The organism is Paenibacillus sp. FSL H8-0317 (genome assembly GCF_045040685.1).
Taxonomy (GTDB): Bacteria; Bacillota; Bacilli; order Paenibacillales; family Paenibacillaceae; genus Paenibacillus.
The window spans coordinates 2674654-2694444 of record NZ_CP150294.1 but is presented as its reverse complement, the minus strand read 5'-3'; the positions used below and the strand labels follow the sequence as shown (position 1 = coordinate 2694444).

General features: G+C 46.4%; 19 protein-coding genes. 5 read left to right on the top strand and 14 right to left on the bottom strand.

The genetic code is table 11. The features are described 5' to 3' along the window. Nucleotides 1–165 precede the first annotated feature (165 nt). The 6 genes from MHB43_RS12660 to MHB43_RS12635 form a co-directional block, all read right to left on the bottom strand. Nucleotides 166–2241: a hypothetical protein gene (locus MHB43_RS12660; RefSeq protein WP_221825185.1), complete on the bottom strand. Its 2076-nt coding sequence runs from the start codon at nt 2239–2241 to the stop codon at nt 166–168. Nucleotides 2242–2399: 158 nt separating this feature from the next. Further along, entirely contained in the window at nt 2400–2675 is a 276-nt protein-coding gene (locus MHB43_RS12655) for a WXG100 family type VII secretion target (RefSeq protein WP_017689071.1), read from the bottom strand. Between the two features lie 189 nt (nt 2676–2864). Next, a complete protein-coding gene (locus tag MHB43_RS12650; RefSeq protein ID WP_017689072.1) occupies nt 2865–3413 on the bottom strand; it encodes a WXG100 family type VII secretion target in 549 nt (182 codons plus the stop codon). Nucleotides 3414–3419: 6 nt separating this feature from the next. Next, entirely contained in the window at nt 3420–4250 is an 831-nt protein-coding gene (locus MHB43_RS12645; RefSeq protein WP_221825187.1) for a hypothetical protein, read from the bottom strand. A 16-nt stretch (nt 4251–4266) separates the two neighbouring features. Further along, a complete protein-coding gene (gene essC, locus MHB43_RS12640) occupies nt 4267–8271 on the bottom strand; it encodes a type VII secretion protein EssC (protein ID WP_221825189.1) in 4005 nt (1334 codons plus the stop codon). 54 nt (nt 8272–8325) lie between these two features. Next, nucleotides 8326–8646 (bottom strand): hypothetical protein, encoded by a 321-nt coding sequence (locus MHB43_RS12635; RefSeq protein ID WP_221825192.1) that lies wholly within the window; start codon nt 8644–8646, stop codon nt 8326–8328. A 422-nt stretch (nt 8647–9068) separates the two neighbouring features. Between MHB43_RS12635 and MHB43_RS12630 the strand changes: the two genes are divergently transcribed. Together MHB43_RS12630 and MHB43_RS12625 are read left to right on the top strand one after the other, a co-directional pair. Next, on the top strand, nt 9069–9308 hold the full coding sequence (locus MHB43_RS12630; protein WP_074094612.1) for a hypothetical protein: 240 nt from the start codon (nt 9069–9071) through the stop codon (nt 9306–9308). 151 nt (nt 9309–9459) lie between these two features. Beyond that, nucleotides 9460–10793, top strand: a protein-coding gene (locus tag MHB43_RS12625) for an IS3 family transposase (protein WP_339183318.1) whose coding sequence is annotated in 2 segments (ribosomal slippage) — nt 9460–9862 and nt 9862–10793 — 1335 coding nt in all. Because the reading frame shifts where the segments join, the coding sequence is not laid out codon by codon here. 108 nt (nt 10794–10901) lie between these two features. On the opposite strand, the gene MHB43_RS12620 is transcribed toward MHB43_RS12625, so the two are convergent. The 6 genes from MHB43_RS12620 to MHB43_RS12595 all read right to left on the bottom strand — a co-directional run bounded on the left by MHB43_RS12620 (nt 10902) and on the right by MHB43_RS12595 (nt 16147). After that, on the bottom strand, nt 10902–11057 hold the full coding sequence (locus MHB43_RS12620; RefSeq protein ID WP_237175918.1) for a hypothetical protein: 156 nt from the start codon (nt 11055–11057) through the stop codon (nt 10902–10904). A gap of 244 nt (nt 11058–11301) precedes the next feature. Next, nucleotides 11302–12777 carry an aldehyde dehydrogenase family protein gene (locus tag MHB43_RS12615; RefSeq protein ID WP_405132057.1) on the bottom strand — a complete coding sequence of 492 codons (1476 nt, stop codon included), beginning with the start codon at nt 12775–12777 and terminating at the stop codon, nt 11302–11304. 168 nt (nt 12778–12945) lie between these two features. Then, complete coding sequence (locus tag MHB43_RS12610) at nt 12946–13485, bottom strand: GNAT family N-acetyltransferase (RefSeq protein ID WP_405132056.1); 540 nt, start codon at nt 13483–13485, stop codon at nt 12946–12948. 113 nt (nt 13486–13598) lie between these two features. After that, nucleotides 13599–13937: a L,D-transpeptidase gene (locus MHB43_RS12605; protein WP_076249779.1), complete on the bottom strand. Its 339-nt coding sequence runs from the start codon at nt 13935–13937 to the stop codon at nt 13599–13601. A 56-nt stretch (nt 13938–13993) separates the two neighbouring features. Next, nucleotides 13994–15019, bottom strand: a complete 1026-nt coding sequence (rsgA, locus tag MHB43_RS12600) for a ribosome small subunit-dependent GTPase A (RefSeq protein WP_397376293.1) — start codon at nt 15017–15019, stop codon at nt 13994–13996. 534 nt (nt 15020–15553) lie between these two features. Then, entirely contained in the window at nt 15554–16147 is a 594-nt protein-coding gene (locus tag MHB43_RS12595; protein ID WP_083669797.1) for a metalloregulator ArsR/SmtB family transcription factor, read from the bottom strand. A 178-nt stretch (nt 16148–16325) separates the two neighbouring features. Between MHB43_RS12595 and MHB43_RS12590 the strand changes: the two genes are divergently transcribed. The 3 genes from MHB43_RS12590 (at nt 16326) to MHB43_RS12580 (ending at nt 18478) form a co-directional block, all read left to right on the top strand. Then, the gene (locus MHB43_RS12590; RefSeq protein WP_076249782.1) at nt 16326–17324 is read left to right on the top strand and encodes a YpdA family putative bacillithiol disulfide reductase; all 999 of its coding nucleotides are present in this window, start codon (nt 16326–16328) and stop codon (nt 17322–17324) included. Between the two features lie 5 nt (nt 17325–17329). After that, nucleotides 17330–17773, top strand: coding sequence for a DUF441 domain-containing protein (locus MHB43_RS12585; protein WP_036609212.1), 444 nt, complete (start codon nt 17330–17332; stop codon nt 17771–17773). Between the two features lie 192 nt (nt 17774–17965). Beyond that, a complete protein-coding gene (locus MHB43_RS12580; protein WP_036609214.1) occupies nt 17966–18478 on the top strand; it encodes a hypothetical protein in 513 nt (170 codons plus the stop codon). A 100-nt stretch (nt 18479–18578) separates the two neighbouring features. Here the strand turns inward: MHB43_RS12580 and MHB43_RS12575 are convergent, their stop codons facing one another. After that, a complete protein-coding gene (locus MHB43_RS12575) occupies nt 18579–19028 on the bottom strand; it encodes an NUDIX domain-containing protein (protein ID WP_210107808.1) in 450 nt (149 codons plus the stop codon). 99 nt (nt 19029–19127) lie between these two features. Then, on the bottom strand, nt 19128–19424 hold the full coding sequence (locus tag MHB43_RS12570; RefSeq protein WP_405132055.1) for a HesB/YadR/YfhF family protein: 297 nt from the start codon (nt 19422–19424) through the stop codon (nt 19128–19130). Nucleotides 19425–19791: the final 367 nt, after the last annotated feature.

The following is a 19791-nucleotide window of genomic DNA, read 5'->3' as shown; positions in this document are numbered from 1 at the left end:
TCATCAGCATCGAATATGAAATTCAGCGAATAAGCTTATGCTTACGAAGTATGTTTCTTTCGGAAACATTTTAGTTGCTCACGTAGTTCTTCCTACGCTCCGCTACTCCATTTCTAGCTTCATCCCATCTTCTCGGTACTGAAAACCGCCCTTTTTGAACACGTATTATAAGTTAGGCAACGTGTAGCTGTTGTTGCTCAGGAATTTGTTAATGGCACTCATTCGAGCAGCCACTTTGCCGACACCTTTGAAATAGGAAGCATCGGTATTGTAGAGATTTTTGAAATCACGGGCATATGCTTCCGCATTTTCAATTTTTCTGCCTTTTTGCGCGTTATACGTCTTATTGTAATGAGCAATCAGCGTGACCACATTCTGGGCACGTTTTTTCTTCAGAGCTGCTTTTTGAGCAATTTCCTGTTGACGTTTAACTTCAGCTGCCGCTTTACGCTCCGCTTCCTGTTTTGCAAGCTTCGCATCATTCTCTTTTTTCCAGACCAGATAAGCTTCGTATTTCGCCTGTTTATCGTACTTCTCCTGCTGCGCTCTCTTAGCGGCTTCTTTCTTCTGCTGTTCCTGCTTCACCAGAAAGGCCTCATATTTCGCCTGTTTGTCGTACTTGGCCTGTAACGCCTTACGTTCTTCTTCCTTTTTCTTTGCTTCAGCTTCCTTCTGCTTGGCTTCAGCGAGCTTTTTCTTTTCCTCTGCGTCCAGTTTTGCAGCATCTGCGGCCTTTTGCTTCTCTTGTTCTTCCTGTTGTTTGAGCGCAGCTGCCTTTGCTGCTTCAGCCTCTTCCGCAGCTTTGATATCTGCCAGTCGTGTGGCTTCCTGCTGTTCTTTCTGCTTCACCTCTGCCTGATCGGCGAGTATTTTGACCGTTGGCACGCCACCTGCCAGCAATACAATAAGCACAGCAGAGGATATCATGAACTTTTTGGATCTGTAGAATGGCACAGGTACAGGTTTGTCTGTGTCTTCTTTTGGATTAAGCTTGGCATCCAGTTCCTTGATTGCAGCCTCCACTTCCATCTGCATCGCGCTGTTATGAGGAATAAAATGATAAAGCGAGCGGTACACTTCCAGTGCTGCAGCCGGTTTATCTTCATCCTCCAGGGCTCTTGCTTGCAGGAACAGACGGTTCACAACCGCTTCCTGATCGGGAGAGTGCGGCGTTTGAGGACGGTTCCCGTCTTGCGTATTCACCGGTTCAATTACTGGTTCTGAGCTCTTTTTCAGATTCACATCAGCTTCGGACGGATTGGCAGCTTCTTCTTCCGATGTCGCAGCAGCAGCCGCATTGGCCTGATTCACGTCTACCGCAGCCAATGCAACATACCACTCACCAAACGTCGGGCAGCTGCTCAGATCGTGACTTTCCCAAGCTCGAATGAACAGATCGGACAGTTTGGAACCCCAACGCTTCTCAAGGGACTCCCGCATCGCATAATAGCGTTCACTCACCGTTTGCATTTCATGCTGGTCAAAATAACTTTCGCCCCACGCTTTCTCTACAATCACAGGGTCCGACCAGCTTAACATTTCAGCAATGATAACAGCTCCGGCAAATCGGTCAGCATATGAACTCCACAAACCGCTGTGCACTGTTCGATGGGCTGCATAACCGGGTGACCCGGCAAGCAGGGCATCCGGACGATCCATCTTGGAACCGTACATCTGCTCGACATCCACAAGTTCTACCGCAGACGCCTTCCCCAGGTTCTCCACTTCGGAAAAAAACGGAATCATTACATTGGGAGCGGACATATCACAATGAGCCAGTCCACGTTGTTCCATAGCCGAACCCGTTCCAGCAAGCGCTCTAGCCAGCTTCAGGCTCTCCTCAGCCGTCAACTGTCTCTGATCACTGATCACATCGAACCAGGTCTGACCTTGCACCCATGGCATCAACACCGCATATAACAGATCGGGATGTTTTCCAATGAGCGCTCCGTTTCTTTCCGGAGTGAGCACATCACGCTTGCATACCTGCAAACCTGGCAGTTCACTATAAGACTCCATATGTTCAGACTGATATACCATAGCCGGAATACGGAATTTAGGAAAAAAGACTTTTAGTGCTTTGGACCCATGAATGGAACCATTACGGGGTATCAACTGATAAACAATCCCCTGCCTTCCGGCTTGGGCATAAGCCAGACCCGGCGCAGCCGGATGTTGCCCAATCGTATAGGCAATGTCGTTAATCACCACTTCATCCCCGGGATTTGGTTGAAAAGACATGCTTATCCCTCTCTCTGTCCTAGTGTCATAGTTGCAACAAAAACCGGGTGTTGTGAAAACGCCCGGTTTTTGCTGTAGTTGTACATCTTCAGCTTGCTATCCACCTATAATTCAGGACGAATTCAGACTTCACATCGGCCTGATCTATGTAAAGCAGATTAACGAGCTTGGTCAGCTGTACGGAATTTGTTAGCAATAGCTGTAAGTTCAGCGCTGATACTGTTCAGCGTTTGAACGAATGATTGCATTTGTTTGCTAGCTTCCTGGAACTCCTGGAAGAAGCGTTGCTTTGTCATACCTTCCCATTGTCCTTCCATGCTTGTGATGGATTGAGTCAATGTAGATACGATTTGCTGACTTTGCTCACCGCTTTGTTTAAATTGGTTGGAAACCTGATCAAGCTGCTCTGGGGTAACTAAAATACGTCCTGCCATTTGTAAATTCCTCCTTGGTTTGTGCAATTAAATTTTTAGCTTGTTCAAATTGTACTATACCAGGATCGATCGGACAAAAGCCGAAGGACCTAATCCTATTTACCCCATTTTCAGCATTTGAAACTTCTCCTAACAGCCTATTTACAAAAAAAAAAATTCACTTTCTGCTGTTACTTTCATTTACTTTGCTCAGGAAACCACAGGCTCGGTCCCTCTTCTCCCCCGAAAGGAAGGATCTGTGAATCTCCATGCTACAGGCTCAGGCTGCATAGCCTGCACCAGTGTAGCCGGGGAGCCATCAGGCGGAGCGGCATCCTGTACACGATATACGGCCGCCATTGCGGAAAGGGGATCGGATACTACAGCTACAGTTGCAGAATGTGCAGGCATGATTTCTCCTGTACGATTGTTCTGAAGAACATTCAGCATATTGACCGCATTACCATAGGCTGTGTTCACATGACTCAGCACGGAACGATACTCCATGTCTGCCTGCTGGAATAACAACGCTTTGCGTCCCAGCTGTACGCTTAAGTCCATTAATCGACGCAGCGCATCCTCGCCCAGTCGTTTACTGTGATTCCATTCATTCATCACCGCTGCGCGGGATTCAACCTCCCACTCCAGCGAATGAATCGCCTGATCCAACACTGTCATCTTTTGCTGTATTTGCTCCGCTGCATACTGAATCTGCTTGCTCAGTGCCCGAAGCACATCCGGTTCCACACGAATGCGCATTTACCATCACCTTTCCTCTTCCCCTGCAGGCTGTTTAAGCCAGTCCAGCAGCATCTCGTGAAACTGTTCTCTAGTCGTCAGTGCTGCAACAAGCCAATCATCTGAAGCCGCAGTGCTCATCCGGAACAACCAGTTGGAGACCGCACTTGCAGCAAATGCTGCCGACTGTGATTTCCACCCATCTTCATTCCATACAAGCAACCTAAGCTCCCCGTCTGACTCCTTACCCACCAGACAGCGTGCCAGTGCAAGTGAGCCCTCAGGATCACTTGTCTCCTGCTCGAGCTCCTTTGCTACGGTCTGTATCCCGCTGTTTTCGAGCTCATTCATGACATCATAAAATTTTTTCTTGGAGCACATTAGGGCCGGTTTCTCCGCAGGAGAATGGCCGCTCCATTTCATCCGCTCTATCAGAACATCAATGGCTTCACGAACACTTCCCAGATCGCTGAGCCGGAACGAGTCCGGTACGTCGTCAACACGGGAAACTTCAACGACCCGCTCATCCGTGCAATGGATATAACTCTCATACGACTTTCCGTTGATCGTGTAGCGAATCCAACAAGCTCTGTCGGACAATCCGGCAATGGCTACCCTGGAGAAAACGGTCGGTGTCATGATCAGCTCATCGGTATCCTGATCCCGAATCAGATATCCTTTGTCCAGCAGGGAGGTTTTGACACGCTCCCACTCCATCGCGATATCCTCCGCCATATAGCCGCGAAACGGATCTTCCACACCAAGCAGTCGGTCTGAACCGAGAATACCAGCCAGGAAAAAAAGTTCCTTTGTTTGCAACGTGACTACCTTTTGCTTAGAATCATGAACCGTCAACATTATGAGCCACCTCCCCTCAAACTACAACATGCCATCGGTCACGAATTTCAGAAATCCAATCGGTCATTTTCCAGCTGTCATCACATGGAACTGCACCTTTAACCCTGGAATATTTACGTTTTACATAATAACCTTGACCCGGAGGCAGTACCTTCAGCCCACCTGTACTACCTCCAGATTCGGAATAAGGTATACGGAAGAACGAGAGATCGTTAGGGTCTAAAGTCCCGAACAGCATTCCGCTCTGGGAAGCCTTCACATCCGTTACCCAGTCAGAACCAAAGGTTGGGAAGTCTGCCGGAACCCCGGACAGAATCACGTGTACACCGCGATCCCTTCCTTGACGAACAATCGCTCCCAATTGATCTTTTACATTAAAATCGTTTAGCTGCTTGGACAAGGTGTCCGCATCGTCGATAACGAGCACAAGTTCCGGTCCACCGGAAATCTCGCCTCTTTTCAGAACTTCATCGTACAACTGTTGAATCACAGGTGCAAGCTGTTCTTCTCGCGATACATGTCCACGGACATGGGGCAAACTGCTGATTTCCCCCAGCCCACCTGAGCCATAACGCATATCTACTGTGTATATTTGCACATCTTCCGGAGAAGCATGATAAGCCAGTGATAACATCCATGTCAATAAAAATGTCGTTTTGCCGCCTTCCATCGGACTCGTTACCATGAAATGCGGACCTTCACGCAGATTAAGCTCGAATGGTTCCAGATCATCCGTAAGCAGTCCCACAGGAACAGTTACAGACGATGTATCCCAAGCCTGACCATAAGATCCTGTCTGAATGAGCAGATCTTTCAGTTTGATCTCTTCCGGAAGTGGAGCAATCTGCGGCGCTTCTTCGCCTGTCCAGCCTTGGCGAATCTCAGCAATCGTACGGCGCAGTGCAGATGAACGCTTGCCCTCATCTGCCCCGGAAGAAGGTAATGCCGCCTGGAACATTAACGGAGGCACTTGCCCTTTGACCAGACCTCTTCCTGGCGGAAGTTGACTTGGCGCCTTGGAAGGTCTTCCCACGGCATAATAATAATCGCTTGGATCGGATAACTCAAATGAAACCGCATTGGGAATATTGCTTCTGAATTTTTCAAATACATCTGTTACCCGATTCGCAGTAAGCACAAAGGTGATACCCAGACTTCCGCCTTCACGCAGGATCGTCTCCAGAAGTTCATTTTCTTCCGGATAGGCATTGCGGAATGAAAGATAACCATCAATAACGACCACAACCTGCGGGACTGCGGCGTGAGCTGAACGGCGGTACGCCGAAATCGTTTTAACACCCGCCTCCGAGATGATATCTTTACGTTGTGCTGACAGCTTGAGAATATAGCGGAATAATCGCTTGATCCGGTCTTCCTCTTCAGCCATCATCACGCCACCGATCTGAGGTAGTGCTGCAAAATCCTTCATCATACGGCCCATGTCGATAATGTAACCATGCCAAGGCTCCGTTCTATGGGAACGTGCCAGGGACATAAGCAAGGTCTGAACAAATGTTGTTTTGCCCAGTCCTGGCATGCCGTACACGACCAGATGTCCTTGATCCACAGGCAATGCGAGCGGCTGCTGGCGTTGATTCGGGAGATCATCCAGCAAACCCACCAGTGGTTTCAAACCACTCGCTCCGCCATCAAGCAGCAAATCCCGATTCTCTTCTTCCTGCCAGTCCTGAAGACCTTCCCATTCCAGTGTCTCTGGTAAAGGTGGCAACCATGGTCCTGGCAAACGACGGATACCCGCATCCGCTGCAGACTGTGCAACATAATCAATAAATACCTGAAGCTGTTTCGGAACATCTTCCCCTTTGAGAACGGCTCTGCGCTCACCAGTTAACAGAGGCTCCCGCTTACCGTTCAGGCGCACTTCCATAACAGGCAATACCGTCGTTGAATCCTCCTGCTGGTTATATGGTGCACCACTCCAGGCAAATTGCATTTCTTCAAACACTTCATCACTACCAACCTGGAAATATCCACGACCAGGCTTTGTAATCCAGGCAGCATTTGGAATCTTGATCATGTCCCTGCTATCTCCCTCACTCTGTACGCGAAGGCAGATCCGGAAGCGCGAATTACTCCATATTTTATCGTCCACAACACCAGCAGGCTTTTGGGTTGCCAGAATTAGATGAACCCCTAGTGTCCGGCCAATGGCCGCGATACTGATCAATTCATCCATGAACTCCGGCTGATCCCGTTTCAATTGAGCAAACTCGTCAATGATAATAACCAGATGTGGCAGTGGCTGTTCATGTCTGGAACGCAGAATTTTATAATATTCATCAATATGCTGGAGATTTCCCGCATCATTTAATATCTTTTGCCTTCTGACCAGTTCGGCACGAAGTGAGATATTCGCCCGCTCGATCAGATTCCCATCCAGATTGGTGATCGTCCCTACCACATGAGGCAGATCGACAAATGTGTTGGACATACCGCCACCTTTATAGTCAATCAACATAAACGCCAGATCATGTGGATGGAATTCAGCAGCCAGTGAAGCTACGATGGACTGGATGACTTCACTTTTACCTGAACCAGTTGTACCTGCAATCAGACCATGGGGACCATGACCCTGACGTTCGATTTTATCATGCAGGTTAAGAGCAATTTTTTTGCCACCAGCTCTTACGCCCATAGGAACGGGAAGTGTGTCAGGATATCTTGTCTGTCCCCACCTGGACACCACATCCAGTTCCTCCACACGTGATGTGCTCAGCATATCGAATAACGGGAGCAGTTGCGGGATATCCGACGCAGATGAACGCTTCAAACGAATCGGTGACATATATCGGGAAAGTGCCTCTGCCATCTCCTTCGAGATTACATCAGGCTTGTACGTTTGCTGAATAACATCCGCATCTTCCGTTTTTTTGATATACACCCCTTTGCCTTTGGAGGCATCCATAATCAACTGACAATGCATCGGTAGAGACTCCTTGCGATTAGCCAGTATGATGGTGCATACATCAATGTCTTGAGCCGACTCCAGCAGCAGCGGAAGTAACGGTTCTTCTTCAATCAATTGTGTATCGGAGAGAATCACAACGTAACATGGCGTTTGTATGCTTTTCTTGTAGCGGTCTTCCTTATTGTTACGGCGCCGGTTCAACACGGAAAACAAGCTGTCCGCTAATTGATGCGCACCGCTGTGCCTGTCGGCCATATAGCGTTGTCCTTGGTCTTCATCCCAGATATGGGGCATCCAGCGAAGCCAGTCCCATTCCTTGCTGTCCTTCTCTTCATAAAAAGCAGCAAGCTTCAGTTCATCCGGGGAATGGCGTACCGTCAGTTGTGAGATGATGACTCGCAGGGAAGCAAGCACTTCCTCCCGATCACCGACAAGTCCCATAACCTTCGATTGGAACAAAGGCAATGTAATGGAAGCATCCGGTACCGTCTGGAATTCAGCCGCAAGTTCATGGGCCGCTTCAATCAGCTCATCCTTCTCATAACCATCAATCCGCGGAACCTGAAGTTTGATGCGGAATGGAATCTCTCCCGTACCAATGCGCACCTGAAGGAAATCATCATCCTCTGGTGAACGCTCCCACAAGGAACTGTTCCGGTTCTTCACCACTTGAAGACACACACCCGGATCACCATGAATTTCGTACAGGCTCTTCACTTGCTCCGCCTGAGCTTCTTTCAGTTCTTCCCGGTGTTTGTCCAGTTGGGCAAGATACATTATTTTTCGTTCTTCCAATTTTTTGCGATATGATTTCTTGTTGCTCAGATACACGAAGAATGGAATGGTGTAAGAAGTAAGCATCATCATGACCGTCATCATCTGAAACATCATATAATTACTGTTATTCATTTTGCCGGTCATATTGATATATACGTAGAAACCAATGCTGACCATGGTCATCATGATCGGCACAATAATGGATATCATGGAAAACGTGGGTTTGCTCGGTTCTGTTGGAGGCCTGAGTATTTCGAGTCTCTCTTCCTTGAGAACCGGTGTCATTCTTGGAGAACGCTGATATAACACATTCACGAAGAGAAGACCTCCTTTAGTTAGTTCAATAATGAATGTATACGTTCAAAAGCCCTATTTGTTGCTGTCCTGCTGAAACAATGAACGTCTTCCATATACAGGCGCTTCTTCTGAAGTCGTTGAAAATGCCCGCTGGACACGTACGCAACTGCCTTGCCGCAACCCGGTTTCCATTAACTGCTGCGCGTTCTGTGGAGAGAACCACAGACCTTCCGGAAACTTGGCTTCAAGGATGTACTGAATGCCGTCGCCCGGTGCCTGTCCAAAAATGCGAACGCCGAGTAATGTCTTCAAATGTTCGATGGTACATTCGTCCGGAACATCGATGTCGAACCATTCTCCTTCCTCGCGGCCGGAATACACGGTTAGAATCATCCGAATCCCTCCCATGGTCTCATATGTAAATTGTCCTAATGTCAGATTAAATCAAAAAAAAGAGAATGAATCGTTATATCAACCCTATTTTCTTACATAAACACCCTGTTTGCAATGTACCACCTGTAATTTTGTTACATATGACCCACGTATATATTAAAATATCGTACATTCGACTCAGAACTTTCGTGGCAGTTATGCAATTAAATATTGCGAGGTTACGAAAATTTTAGTTTTCAGTTCCATTTAAATGGTAATTAAGTTACGTTTTTCAGGACTTTTATTCCTTCGCTCACAATTGAATTGTGAACACTTTTCAAACATTACCCACCTTTATGTTTTCATAAGCTGATTTTAAGGTAATTTTAAGCATTGGTATTTAGTATTACCTGTATGAAATAACAACCGTGAGGTGATTTCAAGTGAGAACCCTAATAACCTTTCAAAACAAATCAATCCCTGTATATTTTAATCAAGAAAACAAACAACCTATGCAGAAGACATTAAGATTGCTTAGCAGTGCTCTTGAGCATAAAATTAGCAACGGTAAACGCGCCATTCAAAAATGTCTGCATTCTTTAATTAGTATTGAGATTGTTAATGGAGAAGCCATTCTCCACAGTCGAAGTGAAAACGACTCCCTTGCTTTATCCTTATATTAAAAGGAGTCAGTCAAGCCACATTCATTACAAGACATGAAAAAGGAAGCTGTCGTTATTAAACTGTACCCTATAGAGTAGATACTTTAAAAAAGTCTCTCTATGGGGTATTTTTGTTATATACCATGTACGAGACAAGGACGGAGAACGATTAATGAGTAAGAAAACATTTACAACAAGCGAACTAGAGCAACTTGCTACAAATCCCTATGTGAAGTCTGTTTCGACCAAGGGAATCACTTATACGGACGAGTTCAAACAACTCTTTATTACATTAAATCAGCAAGAAAGGCTGCCTAGAGAGATCTTTGAGACTTGTGGATTTGACGTTCAGATCATTGGAATGACTCGGGTCAAAGCCGCAGCCGACCGATGGAGAGCCAGTTACAACGAGCAAGGGGCTATAGGCTTACAAGATACACGAGGCAAACATTCAGGAGAGTCTCTAAAACGAGAGTTAACCTTGGCAGAAAAGAACGCGAAACTCGAAGCGCAGATTCACCTGCTCCAAGCAGAGAATGAACTCTTAAAAAAGATTCGCCTGGCCGAACGGGGGTGGAACCACGAGTAAAACTAACGCCTAGCCTTCGATACAGGTTAATCCGAACCGTGATTGAGAAATACCATCTTCAGCGAATGGTAAGTGTTCTGTGTGAGACTGCTGGGGTCTCCAAAAGCGGATATTACCGATACTGGAGCACTTCAGCCATTCACAGACGCACGAAGAAGGAACAGGTTGATGAGGAAATAGGTGTGTACATTCGTCAAGCCTTCCAGTTTAAGAAACGTAACAAGGGCGCTCGTTCCATTAAGATGACGCTGCAAGGACAATTTCAGATCATTTGGAATCTCAAGCGCATCCGAAGAATCATGAAAAAATACGATATTGTATGCCCTCATCGACGAGCTAATCCCTACAAACGAATGATGAAGGCAACCCATGAACATCGAACCATGCCTAACCTGTTACAACGCAACTTCAAACAAGGCATCCCGGGCAAAGTACTTCTAACAGATATTACATACTTAAGTTACGGCCAAGGGAAACGCGCCTATCTGTCCACCATTAAGGATAGTTCCACCAATGAAATTTTGGCTTATCATGTGTCGGAGCGAATGACGATGGATCTGGCGACAAACACGTTGCTTCACTTACAGAAAAATCGCAAATTCAAGAAGAGTCGTAATGCCTTCATTCATTCCGATCAAGGTACGCATTACACTCATCCGGATTTTCAGAAGAAAGTGAAACGGATGGGGCTTGGACAATCCATGTCAAGACGAGGAAATTGTTGGGATAACGCACCGCAGGAGTCGTTTTTTGGTCATTTTAAGGATGAAACTTCCTTAAAGAGCTATGCCACGTTAGACGAAGTCAAACGTGAAGTTAAAGCCTATATGACCTACTATAATCACTATAGATACCAGTGGAACCTAAAAAGGATGACCCCTGTACAATACAGAGATCATCTTCTTGAAGCCATATAGTTTTTTTTAGAAATGTCCTTTACATAGGGTACAGTTTATATAGACAAGCTTCCTTTTTTTGAGTTGTATACACGTTAACAGCGGATCGCAATTGTTATCAGCCATCGCTCAGTGCAGTTTGCTCAGGACATAGGCGGCATCATGTTCTTCTTCCGCAATCTCGGCTTTACGAATACGAATGACAAACAGCCGAACCAAATTGGCACGTGTATGTTCTTCCTGACAGGTATTCAGTTTCCTCAGAATAAAGCGGTCAATGGACATGAATTTAAGCCCCTTTGCCATTGGATTTACGGATCGATTCTTCCGTGTATCCATAAATAACCAGATAGTGTCAGCCCCAAACAGCTTTTCCGCTCTTATATTATGCCGTGTTTTGCTGAGGTGTAAAATTGTGCAAAAAGCCCGTCTCACCAAGCTGGAGATGGACTTTCGCATGATTTGTCGATCTTTTTGCAACCCACTCTAATCATTTATAAATGAACCTGCTAGTTCACCCTTTTTCGACTTATTTCACTCCCGGATATTCCCGATATTGGTGCTGAATGCTGATCCAACGCGTACGTGTAAACTTCTCAATGGCCCAATCCCCACCGAAACGTCCAATCCCCGAAGCTTTTTCACCGCCAAACATCACATGCGCTTCATCGTTCACAGACTGATCATTTACATGCACCATACCCGATTCAATGCGCTGAGCAACCTGATATCCTCGATTCAGATCTCTTGTGAATACGGAACCACTAAGTCCATAAGGCGTATCATTCGCCAAACGTACAGCTTCCTGCTCATCATGAGCCTTCATGATCACTGCTACTGGGCCAAACAATTCCTGCTGCACGATATCCTGTTCAGGTTTAACATCGGCAAGTACAGTAGGATACAGCACACTGCCTTTACTGGTCCCACCGAGCATTAACCGTGCGCCTTCGGCCTTGGTTTTGTTTACAAGCTCCAGCAATCGTTCTACCTCTTTTTCCCGAATGAGAGGACCCACGAGTGTGTTAGCATCCGCTGGATCACCTGCCTGGACATTCTTCGTTTTGGCAACAAATGATTCGACGAATTGGTCGTAAATATCGGCATGCACAATGATACGATTCAGAGCCATACAGATCTGTCCCTGATGCAGAAACTTGCCAAAGACAGCCGCTTCGGCAGCATGTTCAATATCCGCATCTTCCAGCACAACCATGGCGTTGTTGCCGCCTAGTTCCAGTGCCGTTTCTTTTAAATGTTCACCCGCCAGTTTACCGATCCCTTGTCCAACTTCTGTGGAACCCGTAAATGAAATTACTTTGGGAACCGGATGAGCGACAAAGTAATCCCCGATCTCGCCGCCACTTCCGGCAACGACATTCAGCACGCCCTCAGGCAGACCAGCCTGTTCAAACAAATCGGCAATGAGCCAACCTGCCGTAATCGGAGTGTCTGATGCCGGTTTAATCACCACACCATTACCAAGAGCAATCGCTGGAGCGACAGATCGCAGGCATAGATGCAAAGGGAAGTTCCATGGCCCGATAACACCAATCACTCCCTTCGGCTCACGAACCACACGGTTCTCTTTGCCAGGGGTATTGGACGGAATAATCTCACCCTTCATACGATAAGGAAAAGATGCTGCTTCGTCCACAATGCGTTTAGCCGCTGCAAACTCCGCCTCCGATTTGATTCGGGTACTGCCGGATTCCGTGATCAACAGTTGAATGATCTCCTCTTTCCGCTCTGTCATCAGGGATGAAACTTTACGCAGTACCTCTTCTTTCGCAGCAGGTAATGACTTCGCCCATTCAATCGAATTTTTCTGAGCTGACTCATAAGCCTTATCTATGTCTTTCTTATCGGAAGAGCGCCATGTGGCAATAACTTCTCCCGTATAAGGATTGATATTCTCCATTGTTTTCTCACCGGAGCCATCTACCCATTGGCCATTAATATATTGTTTCGTCCATGTTGTATGTTCAGTGTCCATTAAAGTCATGTGAATACGCCTCCTGATCAAGATAAAATGTCGCACCTGCACAACGGTGTAATACATCATTAACCTTGTTCAGAATTACGCAAACGAGAAGACCTGAATTAACCTTCCATTCCTTAAGCTTAAGGAAACAACACAATCCACACTATTCTCTCAGCATCTGGACGTCTCTCAACAGTCGGGTAGGCTCTTCTCTCCAAAGAGGCTCAAGTCTTCCCATCCGTAGCCAACTTCGATCAGATCTTGACCACCAATACGGAGGGACTGTGTCCGGACTGGAGTGCCTCCCATCTTTTCATAGAAGCGACAAGCTGGATTACGCTCCAAAGCCCATATGATCAAACGTTTCATATTGTGGGTCTGCAGATGATGAACGACATGTGTCGCCAGTTGCTGACCTATCCCCGTTTGTTGTACTTCCTTCAGCAAATATATGGCGTACAACTCTCCATCATAAGCTAATTTGCCTTCACGCTCCCTACCCCCACAGGCAAATCCGACAATGTTCCCATCATGCTGTTCAGCTACTACCAAGATCTGATCCTTTTCGCCAGAACGAATGGTCTTCTCCCACTGGGACAATCTTGATTCTATAGTCAAATGATCCAAAAAATCATCGGGCACAATTCCCCGATACGTTGTTTTCCAACTCTCCGTATGTACATGGGCTATCCCCTGCGCATCCCCTTCACGCGCCGGCCTGATCAACATAGCTATCACTCGCTTTCTCACGTAACTGCCGCAGCTTTACCATATTATATGTTCATCTTTCTATAATTCCAAACTCATCCACTGAACTAACTCTTATAAAGTAAAATCCGGCCCTACGGCCGGATCGTTACTCTCGTGCCTACAGATACCTTGGAAGACAGATCCAATACATCCGAGTTGTACATGCGTATACAACCATGGGAGACGGATTTGCCAATAGACCAAGGCTCATTGGTTCCGTGTATGCCATAATGGGGAGCAGACAGTCCCATCCAGAACACGCCAAATGGCCCACCTGGATTCGATTGTTTGTTAATAATAGTGAACTCCCCGTTTGGAGTCTGCGTAAGCATCTTGCCGGTGGCTACGGGATAACCTTTAATCACCTGATTGCCATCCAGAAGATATAACATGTGGTCAGACAGATCTACAATAATCCTGTAATCTGGCATAATGACATCCCTCCTGACCTATCTTATGCAAGATACTGGATGATGCCCGCCTGATTTCATGCTTCCTCCCACTCTTTCACACTACGGGAGTGCTTGGGTTTGCGACTATTGGCCGGTTTGCTGGAGGCGGTACGCCTTCTGGATGCCACTTCTTCCTTGCGCTGCTGATATTGCAATTCCTTCTGCATTTTCAGATAATTATTCAGCCTTTTTTCATCCAATGAACCGTCCTGTATGGCCTCTTTCACTGCACATCCAGCTTCCCGTGTATGACTGCAATCCAGAAATCTGCACGTGGCGGCAAGTTCTTCAATTTCTCCAAACGCATGCGACAGTCCATCATTGCCCTCATCCCAGAGATTAAGCTCGCGCATTCCTGGAGTATCGATTAATACGGCGCCCTGTGGAAGTACAAACATCTCCCGGTGTGTTGTCGTATGTCTCCCACGGCTGTCTCCCTCGCGGACGGATTGCGTAAGCTGCAGATCCTCACCCATCATCCAGTTCACCAGCGTAGACTTGCCACTGCCAGAAGATCCTGTGAGCGCAACAGTCAACCCTGGGTGCAAATATCTTTCCAGTAAGGATTTCCCTTGACCCTCCACTGCAGATATCGCAAGCACTTCAACGCCTGGAGCAATTCCTTCTACACTTCGGATCTGTTCTTCCACATTGTTGCACAGATCACTTTTGCTCAAGACAATGACTGGCCTCACGCCACCATTCCAAGCCATCATCACGTATCTTTCGAGTCGTCTAAGGTTGAAATCATGATTAAGTGCAGCCACGATTAACAGTGTATCTACGTTTGCGGCGATTAATTGTTCCTTGGTCACTGGACCTGCCGCCTGTCTCGATACCCTGCTCCGACGTGGCACCAGATTGTGAATAATAGCTTCTTCACCTGCCTGACCTGTAATCGCCACCCAATCGCCAACCGCTGGAACCAAGCTGGTCTCCAGACTATCATGACGCAGTCGACCCGAAATCCTTCCCCAGCATTCGCCCTCTTCTGTAATCAAACGTTGCAGATGTCCATGGTCTGCGATAATTCTGGCTGGTTTTCTCTCCTGCTCCTCCATCCCTGTCTCTTGCCACAGTTCCTGCCACTTTGCAGACCAGCCGTACTTCTCAATATGGTTATCTAAAATAAAAATTCCTCCCAAAATAAGTTGTTTACTTCGTTCAAGCCGAGTGAACAAACATCTCCGGTTCAGATCAAAACAAAAAAACCACGAGTAGAAATACACCCGCGGCAATAAGTAGTTAGCCGAATCAAGATCATCCCTTCTTGCAGATCTAACGGACAGAATACTTAAGCATCCGATATAAACCATTCAGGAACACCCTTTTATCGGCAAACAAAAAAAGCCACGGGTGCGTCACCCGTGGCTTCATCTGAGCATGTGATACTTCACGTTACAATGGATATTGCTATCCAGCTAACGCAAAATTACATGCTTTGATCCGTTCCGGAGACGCTGTTCATATTCAAATTAACGTATACTGCATTTAAGTTTGTCATAAACAATCGCCTCCCTTGTAGAATTATCCATTATGTTACACACTGAGCTTTACAGTTGTCAAGCCCAAATTATTTTTACCACCAGCCCACTTTATTTGACCTGATCCCAGCGTGTCCACATTTCCTTCGGATTCAATTCATAGATATCCTCTTCCCGATACATGAACTGATGCATGATAAATTCCCGCCGAATCGTGGCAAAGTCTTCATGGTATTGCTTTATAAATGTATTGATTTCTTTTTCCGTATACTTCCGACCAAATTCAAGCTGCTCGACCAGATGACCAAGTACAATCAGTTTTTTCTTGTATTGAGCCGGAATCTGACGCAGTCGTCCATCTTTGGAGAAAAAATTTCTCATGACCGACGCTTTCAATGTTTCGTTCACATCACTCATATCCGCAACCTCCTCTCGGTTAAAGATAAAATCAACCGAAGCCTGTGCATTCTCGCGGATAAAGGAAGGATTGAGTGTGAAATACACTGTATTTTTCTCCCGTCGTTCCTTAATCAGCGCCGCCTCTCTCAGCTTGGATGCATGATGTGTCACGGTTGGCTGTGACAGATTCAGCCGCTCGGCAAGTGCCTGTCCGTGCAGTTCACCCTGTGCCAACAACAGCAGCATGCGAAGCCGGGTCGGGTCAGCCAACGCTTTATGATAAGCCACAATTTTCTCCAGCTGCATCATCGTTCATCTCACTTTCATTTAGATATACATCTAATTTGATATTAGTCTTTTCTTCTCTGCACGTCAACTCCTTTGGTTTCAAGTAAGCTTGTCTAATTAAACTACACGCTTGAACTGGCATTGGCTCGTTATTTACGGTAGGATTATATTGCTTGAAATAAGGAGGATTAAGAACATGGAAGATGTCATTATTATCGGCGGAGGCCCATGCGGTCTGTCTGCTGCCATTGAATGTGAGCGGCTGGGACTGTCCGCTGTGATCGTTGAGAAATACAATATCGTTCAATCTATTTATCTGTATCCAACCCATATGCAGTTTTTCAGCACAGCCCCTCTGCTTGAGATCGGAAACGTTCCGTTCAGCACACCTAATGATAAACCGTTTCGTTATGAAGCACTTGCCTATTATCGCAGGGTAGCCGAACATTTTGGTCTGCGTGTTCATAACTATGAGGAAGCCCGTGAAATTAAACGCAAGGATGATGGTACGTTTGAGGTACATACGCTCAATCGCCGCGGGGAGGCCATCGTACATGTTGGACGCAATGTCGTTGTAGCTACCGGTTATTTTGACCATCCTAACTATCTGGGCATCCCTGGAGAAGATAAAGATAAAGTAACCCACTACTTCCGGGAAGCCCACCCTTATACCCGTACACGTGTCGCCATTATTGGCGGAAGCAACTCAGCCGTGGACGCGGCCATGGAACTGGTTCGGGTCGGAGCACATATTGATATGGTTTATCGCGGCAGTGGTCTGTCCCAGCATATTAAACCATGGGTACGTCCGCTATTCGAGAGCATGGTGACAAAAGGTCATATCACACTCCACCTGGAATCACGCGTGAATGAAATACTCGATGATTCGATTCGTCTGATACACACGGATGGTTCCACTCGGGAACTGGATAATGACTTCGTACTGGCAATGACCGGTTTCCGTCCAGATCGTCAACTACTCACTTCGGTAGGTGTGGAGATGTCTGATGATATGGATAAACCTCTATATGATGCACAAACGATGGAAAGCAGCGTACCTGGTGTATATGTAGGCGGAGTCATCGCTTCGGGTCGTAATGCCAATGAAGTCTTTATTGAATCCGGGCGCTGGCATGGACGTTACATTGCGGAACATATCGTTAGCAAACAACGTGGACAGACTGAAGGGAAATGAAAACAATGGATATGACTTCCCTGCTGTTGCTCGTATTTGCAGCTCTCGGGATTATCAGCAGTAACACACCTGTGACCGTAGCGATGGTATTTCTGTTGTTGCTACGAGTCCTGAACCTGAATCAGGCATTTCCATGGCTTGAAAAATACGGACTTACACTGGGCATTATCATTCTGACCATTGGCGTGATGGCACCTCTTGCCAGTGGCAAGATGAGTCTGCAGACGATCGGTGAGTCTTTCCTGCACTGGAAATCACTGCTCGCCATTGGCGTAGGATTACTGGTGGCATATCTTGGAGGACGTGGCGCTACGCTGATGGGTACACAACCAACTGTCGTTGCAGGGCTGTTAATCGGAACGGTACTTGGGGTTGCCCTGTTCAAGGGTGTACCTGTGGGTCCATTGATTGCGGCGGGAATTTTATCATTGCTCTTGGGCAAATCCTGATTCAAGTTGTAAAGGTTGTGACCTGACATGCTATGCAGATTGGCTGTATTTCCCACCGTTGTGTGATATACTTCTATTCATGCAAATTATGTACACGAGTCTACAGCAGAATAATGCATATTGTGGTTATGCTGTTGCATGAAATATAGATTCACTTTGCAACTATTAATGGCGCAGGAGGATTCAGGAACCATGTCACGTCAGTTTATTACAGAAGCCGTGATGGTGGCCATTTACGGTCAATTGTTAGCGCCGCCCGCGCCTGTTGAATATATTGTTCCTTATACCACCATCCTTGAGTTATATGAATTCCAGACCAGTCCTGATCCCATGATGGATAACCCGGCAGATGATCAGCATGTGAAATCCAAAATCAATGAAATGATTTCTTATTTCGAGGAACCGCTGAATAAGAAAAAAATAGAGCGTGCGTTACTTGTTCCATGGGCCAAAAGCCCCTCCATTTTATTTGGTGACCAAGTATCCATTGCCATTATCAATGCAATAGATACGGCACAGTACGGGGAGTATTTCGATCCCATTGAGACCGAACTGCTGCTGACATCTCAGCGCCTGAGTATCCCGATTCTCACCGATCAGGTTGAACTGATTGCACGCATAATTGAGTCTGAATCGCCTGTACAGGTATTCGATATTGATGATTTTGATTTTGCGATGGATGATGAACCACTGGATCAGGTGTAATTCATGCTCTAAGCACCTGAATGGGATTTTTTAAAAAATGACCTTGGCATCCACTTTATCGTGCATGCCAAGGTCATTTTTTTTGCGGTCAACACTTATTTTATTCTGCAATATCCCGCGCTAACAGGATTCGGCTAATCTGATTAAGAGGTGGTAACGACTCCAGCGCAAAAAACTTCAGACCTGCATCACTATTTACACGCGACTCTACAAGGTCATCCTGAATGATCACTGTCCGGAACAGGGCAATGACATAATACTCTTCATCTCCGCTTGAATGCAGATACCGAAGGTCAGGCCCCGAATAGAGACCTTCCAGTGTCATGGTATCAGCAGTCCAACCTGTCTCTTCCCATAACTCCCGATGTGCAGCATCTTCAATGGCCTCACCCGGGCGCATCTCACCTGCTGGCAACCGCCAGTGACCGTGTTCAGCATGCTGAATCAGCAGTAATTCACCTTGTTCGTTCTCAGCCCGCACAGCCGCCTTTACAACAATATGAGAGCGTTTTGCGATATACTGGGCCAAATCTCGTGCTGGCAGATTCACTGCTTATCCCCTCCTCCTACTCGGAAGCCGGTGGCGACCTGTAATCCATCTATTACTTAGCAGAATACTTCAAGGATTAGGGTATGTCTCAAAATCGCCCTAGACTTCCGTATAACGGTATTCGATATCCTGACCTTCATCAACGATATCCACATGCAGTTGGTGCCCTTTCAGATACCAATAATCGTGATCTTCCATAAAGAACTGAATTCCCGACACTTCGGTTTGATCCGCAGGATGTCTTGGTTTATCCACAGCAATACCTAACGAAAATCCAGGATGAAGACCTCCGCCAGAGCTATAACGGGCAAAAAAACGGATGCTGTCCCCCTCGTTCAAATTCAGTTCTTCCTTGTACCAGCGAGCAGCTTGATCGGATACATGTATGGTACTCATTTGGTGTCAGCTCCTTCTGTATATATATGTTCCATCATATCTCGACAGGGACTTGAATACAAACCTGAGTGAGCACATAAAGACAAAATAAGTTGTGAAAAATGTTTGACAGATTGTAAAAGCTGGTGTTAAGATGCAAACATACGAGGTCTACATTGTATTTATTTCCAAAAAAAGAAAGGGTGATTACGGTGTTTAATAAACATATGATTGGTCAATTCAGCACACAACTAAATACCGGAGCACACCCGAAATCATTATTCCGTTCATAAGTCGGCATGACAAGGCGTTCTTTCATTAGAACCTCTGTGATGTATACTCACAATCGAACTTATATATGGTGACGGCTCTGTTCTCTGAGCCATGC

Excerpts from the sequence above, each read along its gene's own strand:
- MHB43_RS12650 (WP_017689072.1), bottom strand. The coding sequence starts at position 3,413 with ATGCGCATTCGTGTGGAACCGGATGTGCTTCGGGCACTGAGCAAGCAG.
- MHB43_RS12605 (WP_076249779.1), bottom strand. The coding sequence starts at position 13,937 with ATGCCAGATTACAGGATTATTGTAGATCTGTCTGACCACATGTTATAT.
- MHB43_RS12645 (WP_221825187.1), bottom strand. The coding sequence starts at position 4,250 with ATGTTGACGGTTCATGATTCTAAGCAAAAGGTAGTCACGTTGCAAACA.
- MHB43_RS12615 (WP_405132057.1), bottom strand. The coding sequence starts at position 12,777 with ATGACTTTAATGGACACTGAACATACAACATGGACGAAACAATATATT.
- MHB43_RS12595 (WP_083669797.1), bottom strand. The coding sequence starts at position 16,147 with ATGCAGCTGGAGAAAATTGTGGCTTATCATAAAGCGTTGGCTGACCCG.
- MHB43_RS12580 (WP_036609214.1), top strand. The coding sequence starts at position 17,966 with ATGTCACGTCAGTTTATTACAGAAGCCGTGATGGTGGCCATTTACGGT.
- MHB43_RS12660 (WP_221825185.1), bottom strand. The coding sequence starts at position 2,241 with ATGTCTTTTCAACCAAATCCCGGGGATGAAGTGGTGATTAACGACATT.
- MHB43_RS12610 (WP_405132056.1), bottom strand. The coding sequence starts at position 13,485 with ATGTTGATCAGGCCGGCGCGTGAAGGGGATGCGCAGGGGATAGCCCAT.
- MHB43_RS12570 (WP_405132055.1), bottom strand. The coding sequence starts at position 19,424 with ATGAGTACCATACATGTATCCGATCAAGCTGCTCGCTGGTACAAGGAA.
- MHB43_RS12635 (WP_221825192.1), bottom strand. The coding sequence starts at position 8,646 with ATGATTCTAACCGTGTATTCCGGCCGCGAGGAAGGAGAATGGTTCGAC.
- MHB43_RS12655 (WP_017689071.1), bottom strand. The coding sequence starts at position 2,675 with ATGGCAGGACGTATTTTAGTTACCCCAGAGCAGCTTGATCAGGTTTCC.
- MHB43_RS12585 (WP_036609212.1), top strand. The coding sequence starts at position 17,330 with ATGGATATGACTTCCCTGCTGTTGCTCGTATTTGCAGCTCTCGGGATT.
- MHB43_RS12620 (WP_237175918.1), bottom strand. The coding sequence starts at position 11,057 with ATGTCCATTGACCGCTTTATTCTGAGGAAACTGAATACCTGTCAGGAA.
- rsgA (WP_397376293.1), bottom strand. The coding sequence starts at position 15,019 with ATGGAGGAGCAGGAGAGAAAACCAGCCAGAATTATCGCAGACCATGGA.
- MHB43_RS12590 (WP_076249782.1), top strand. The coding sequence starts at position 16,326 with ATGGAAGATGTCATTATTATCGGCGGAGGCCCATGCGGTCTGTCTGCT.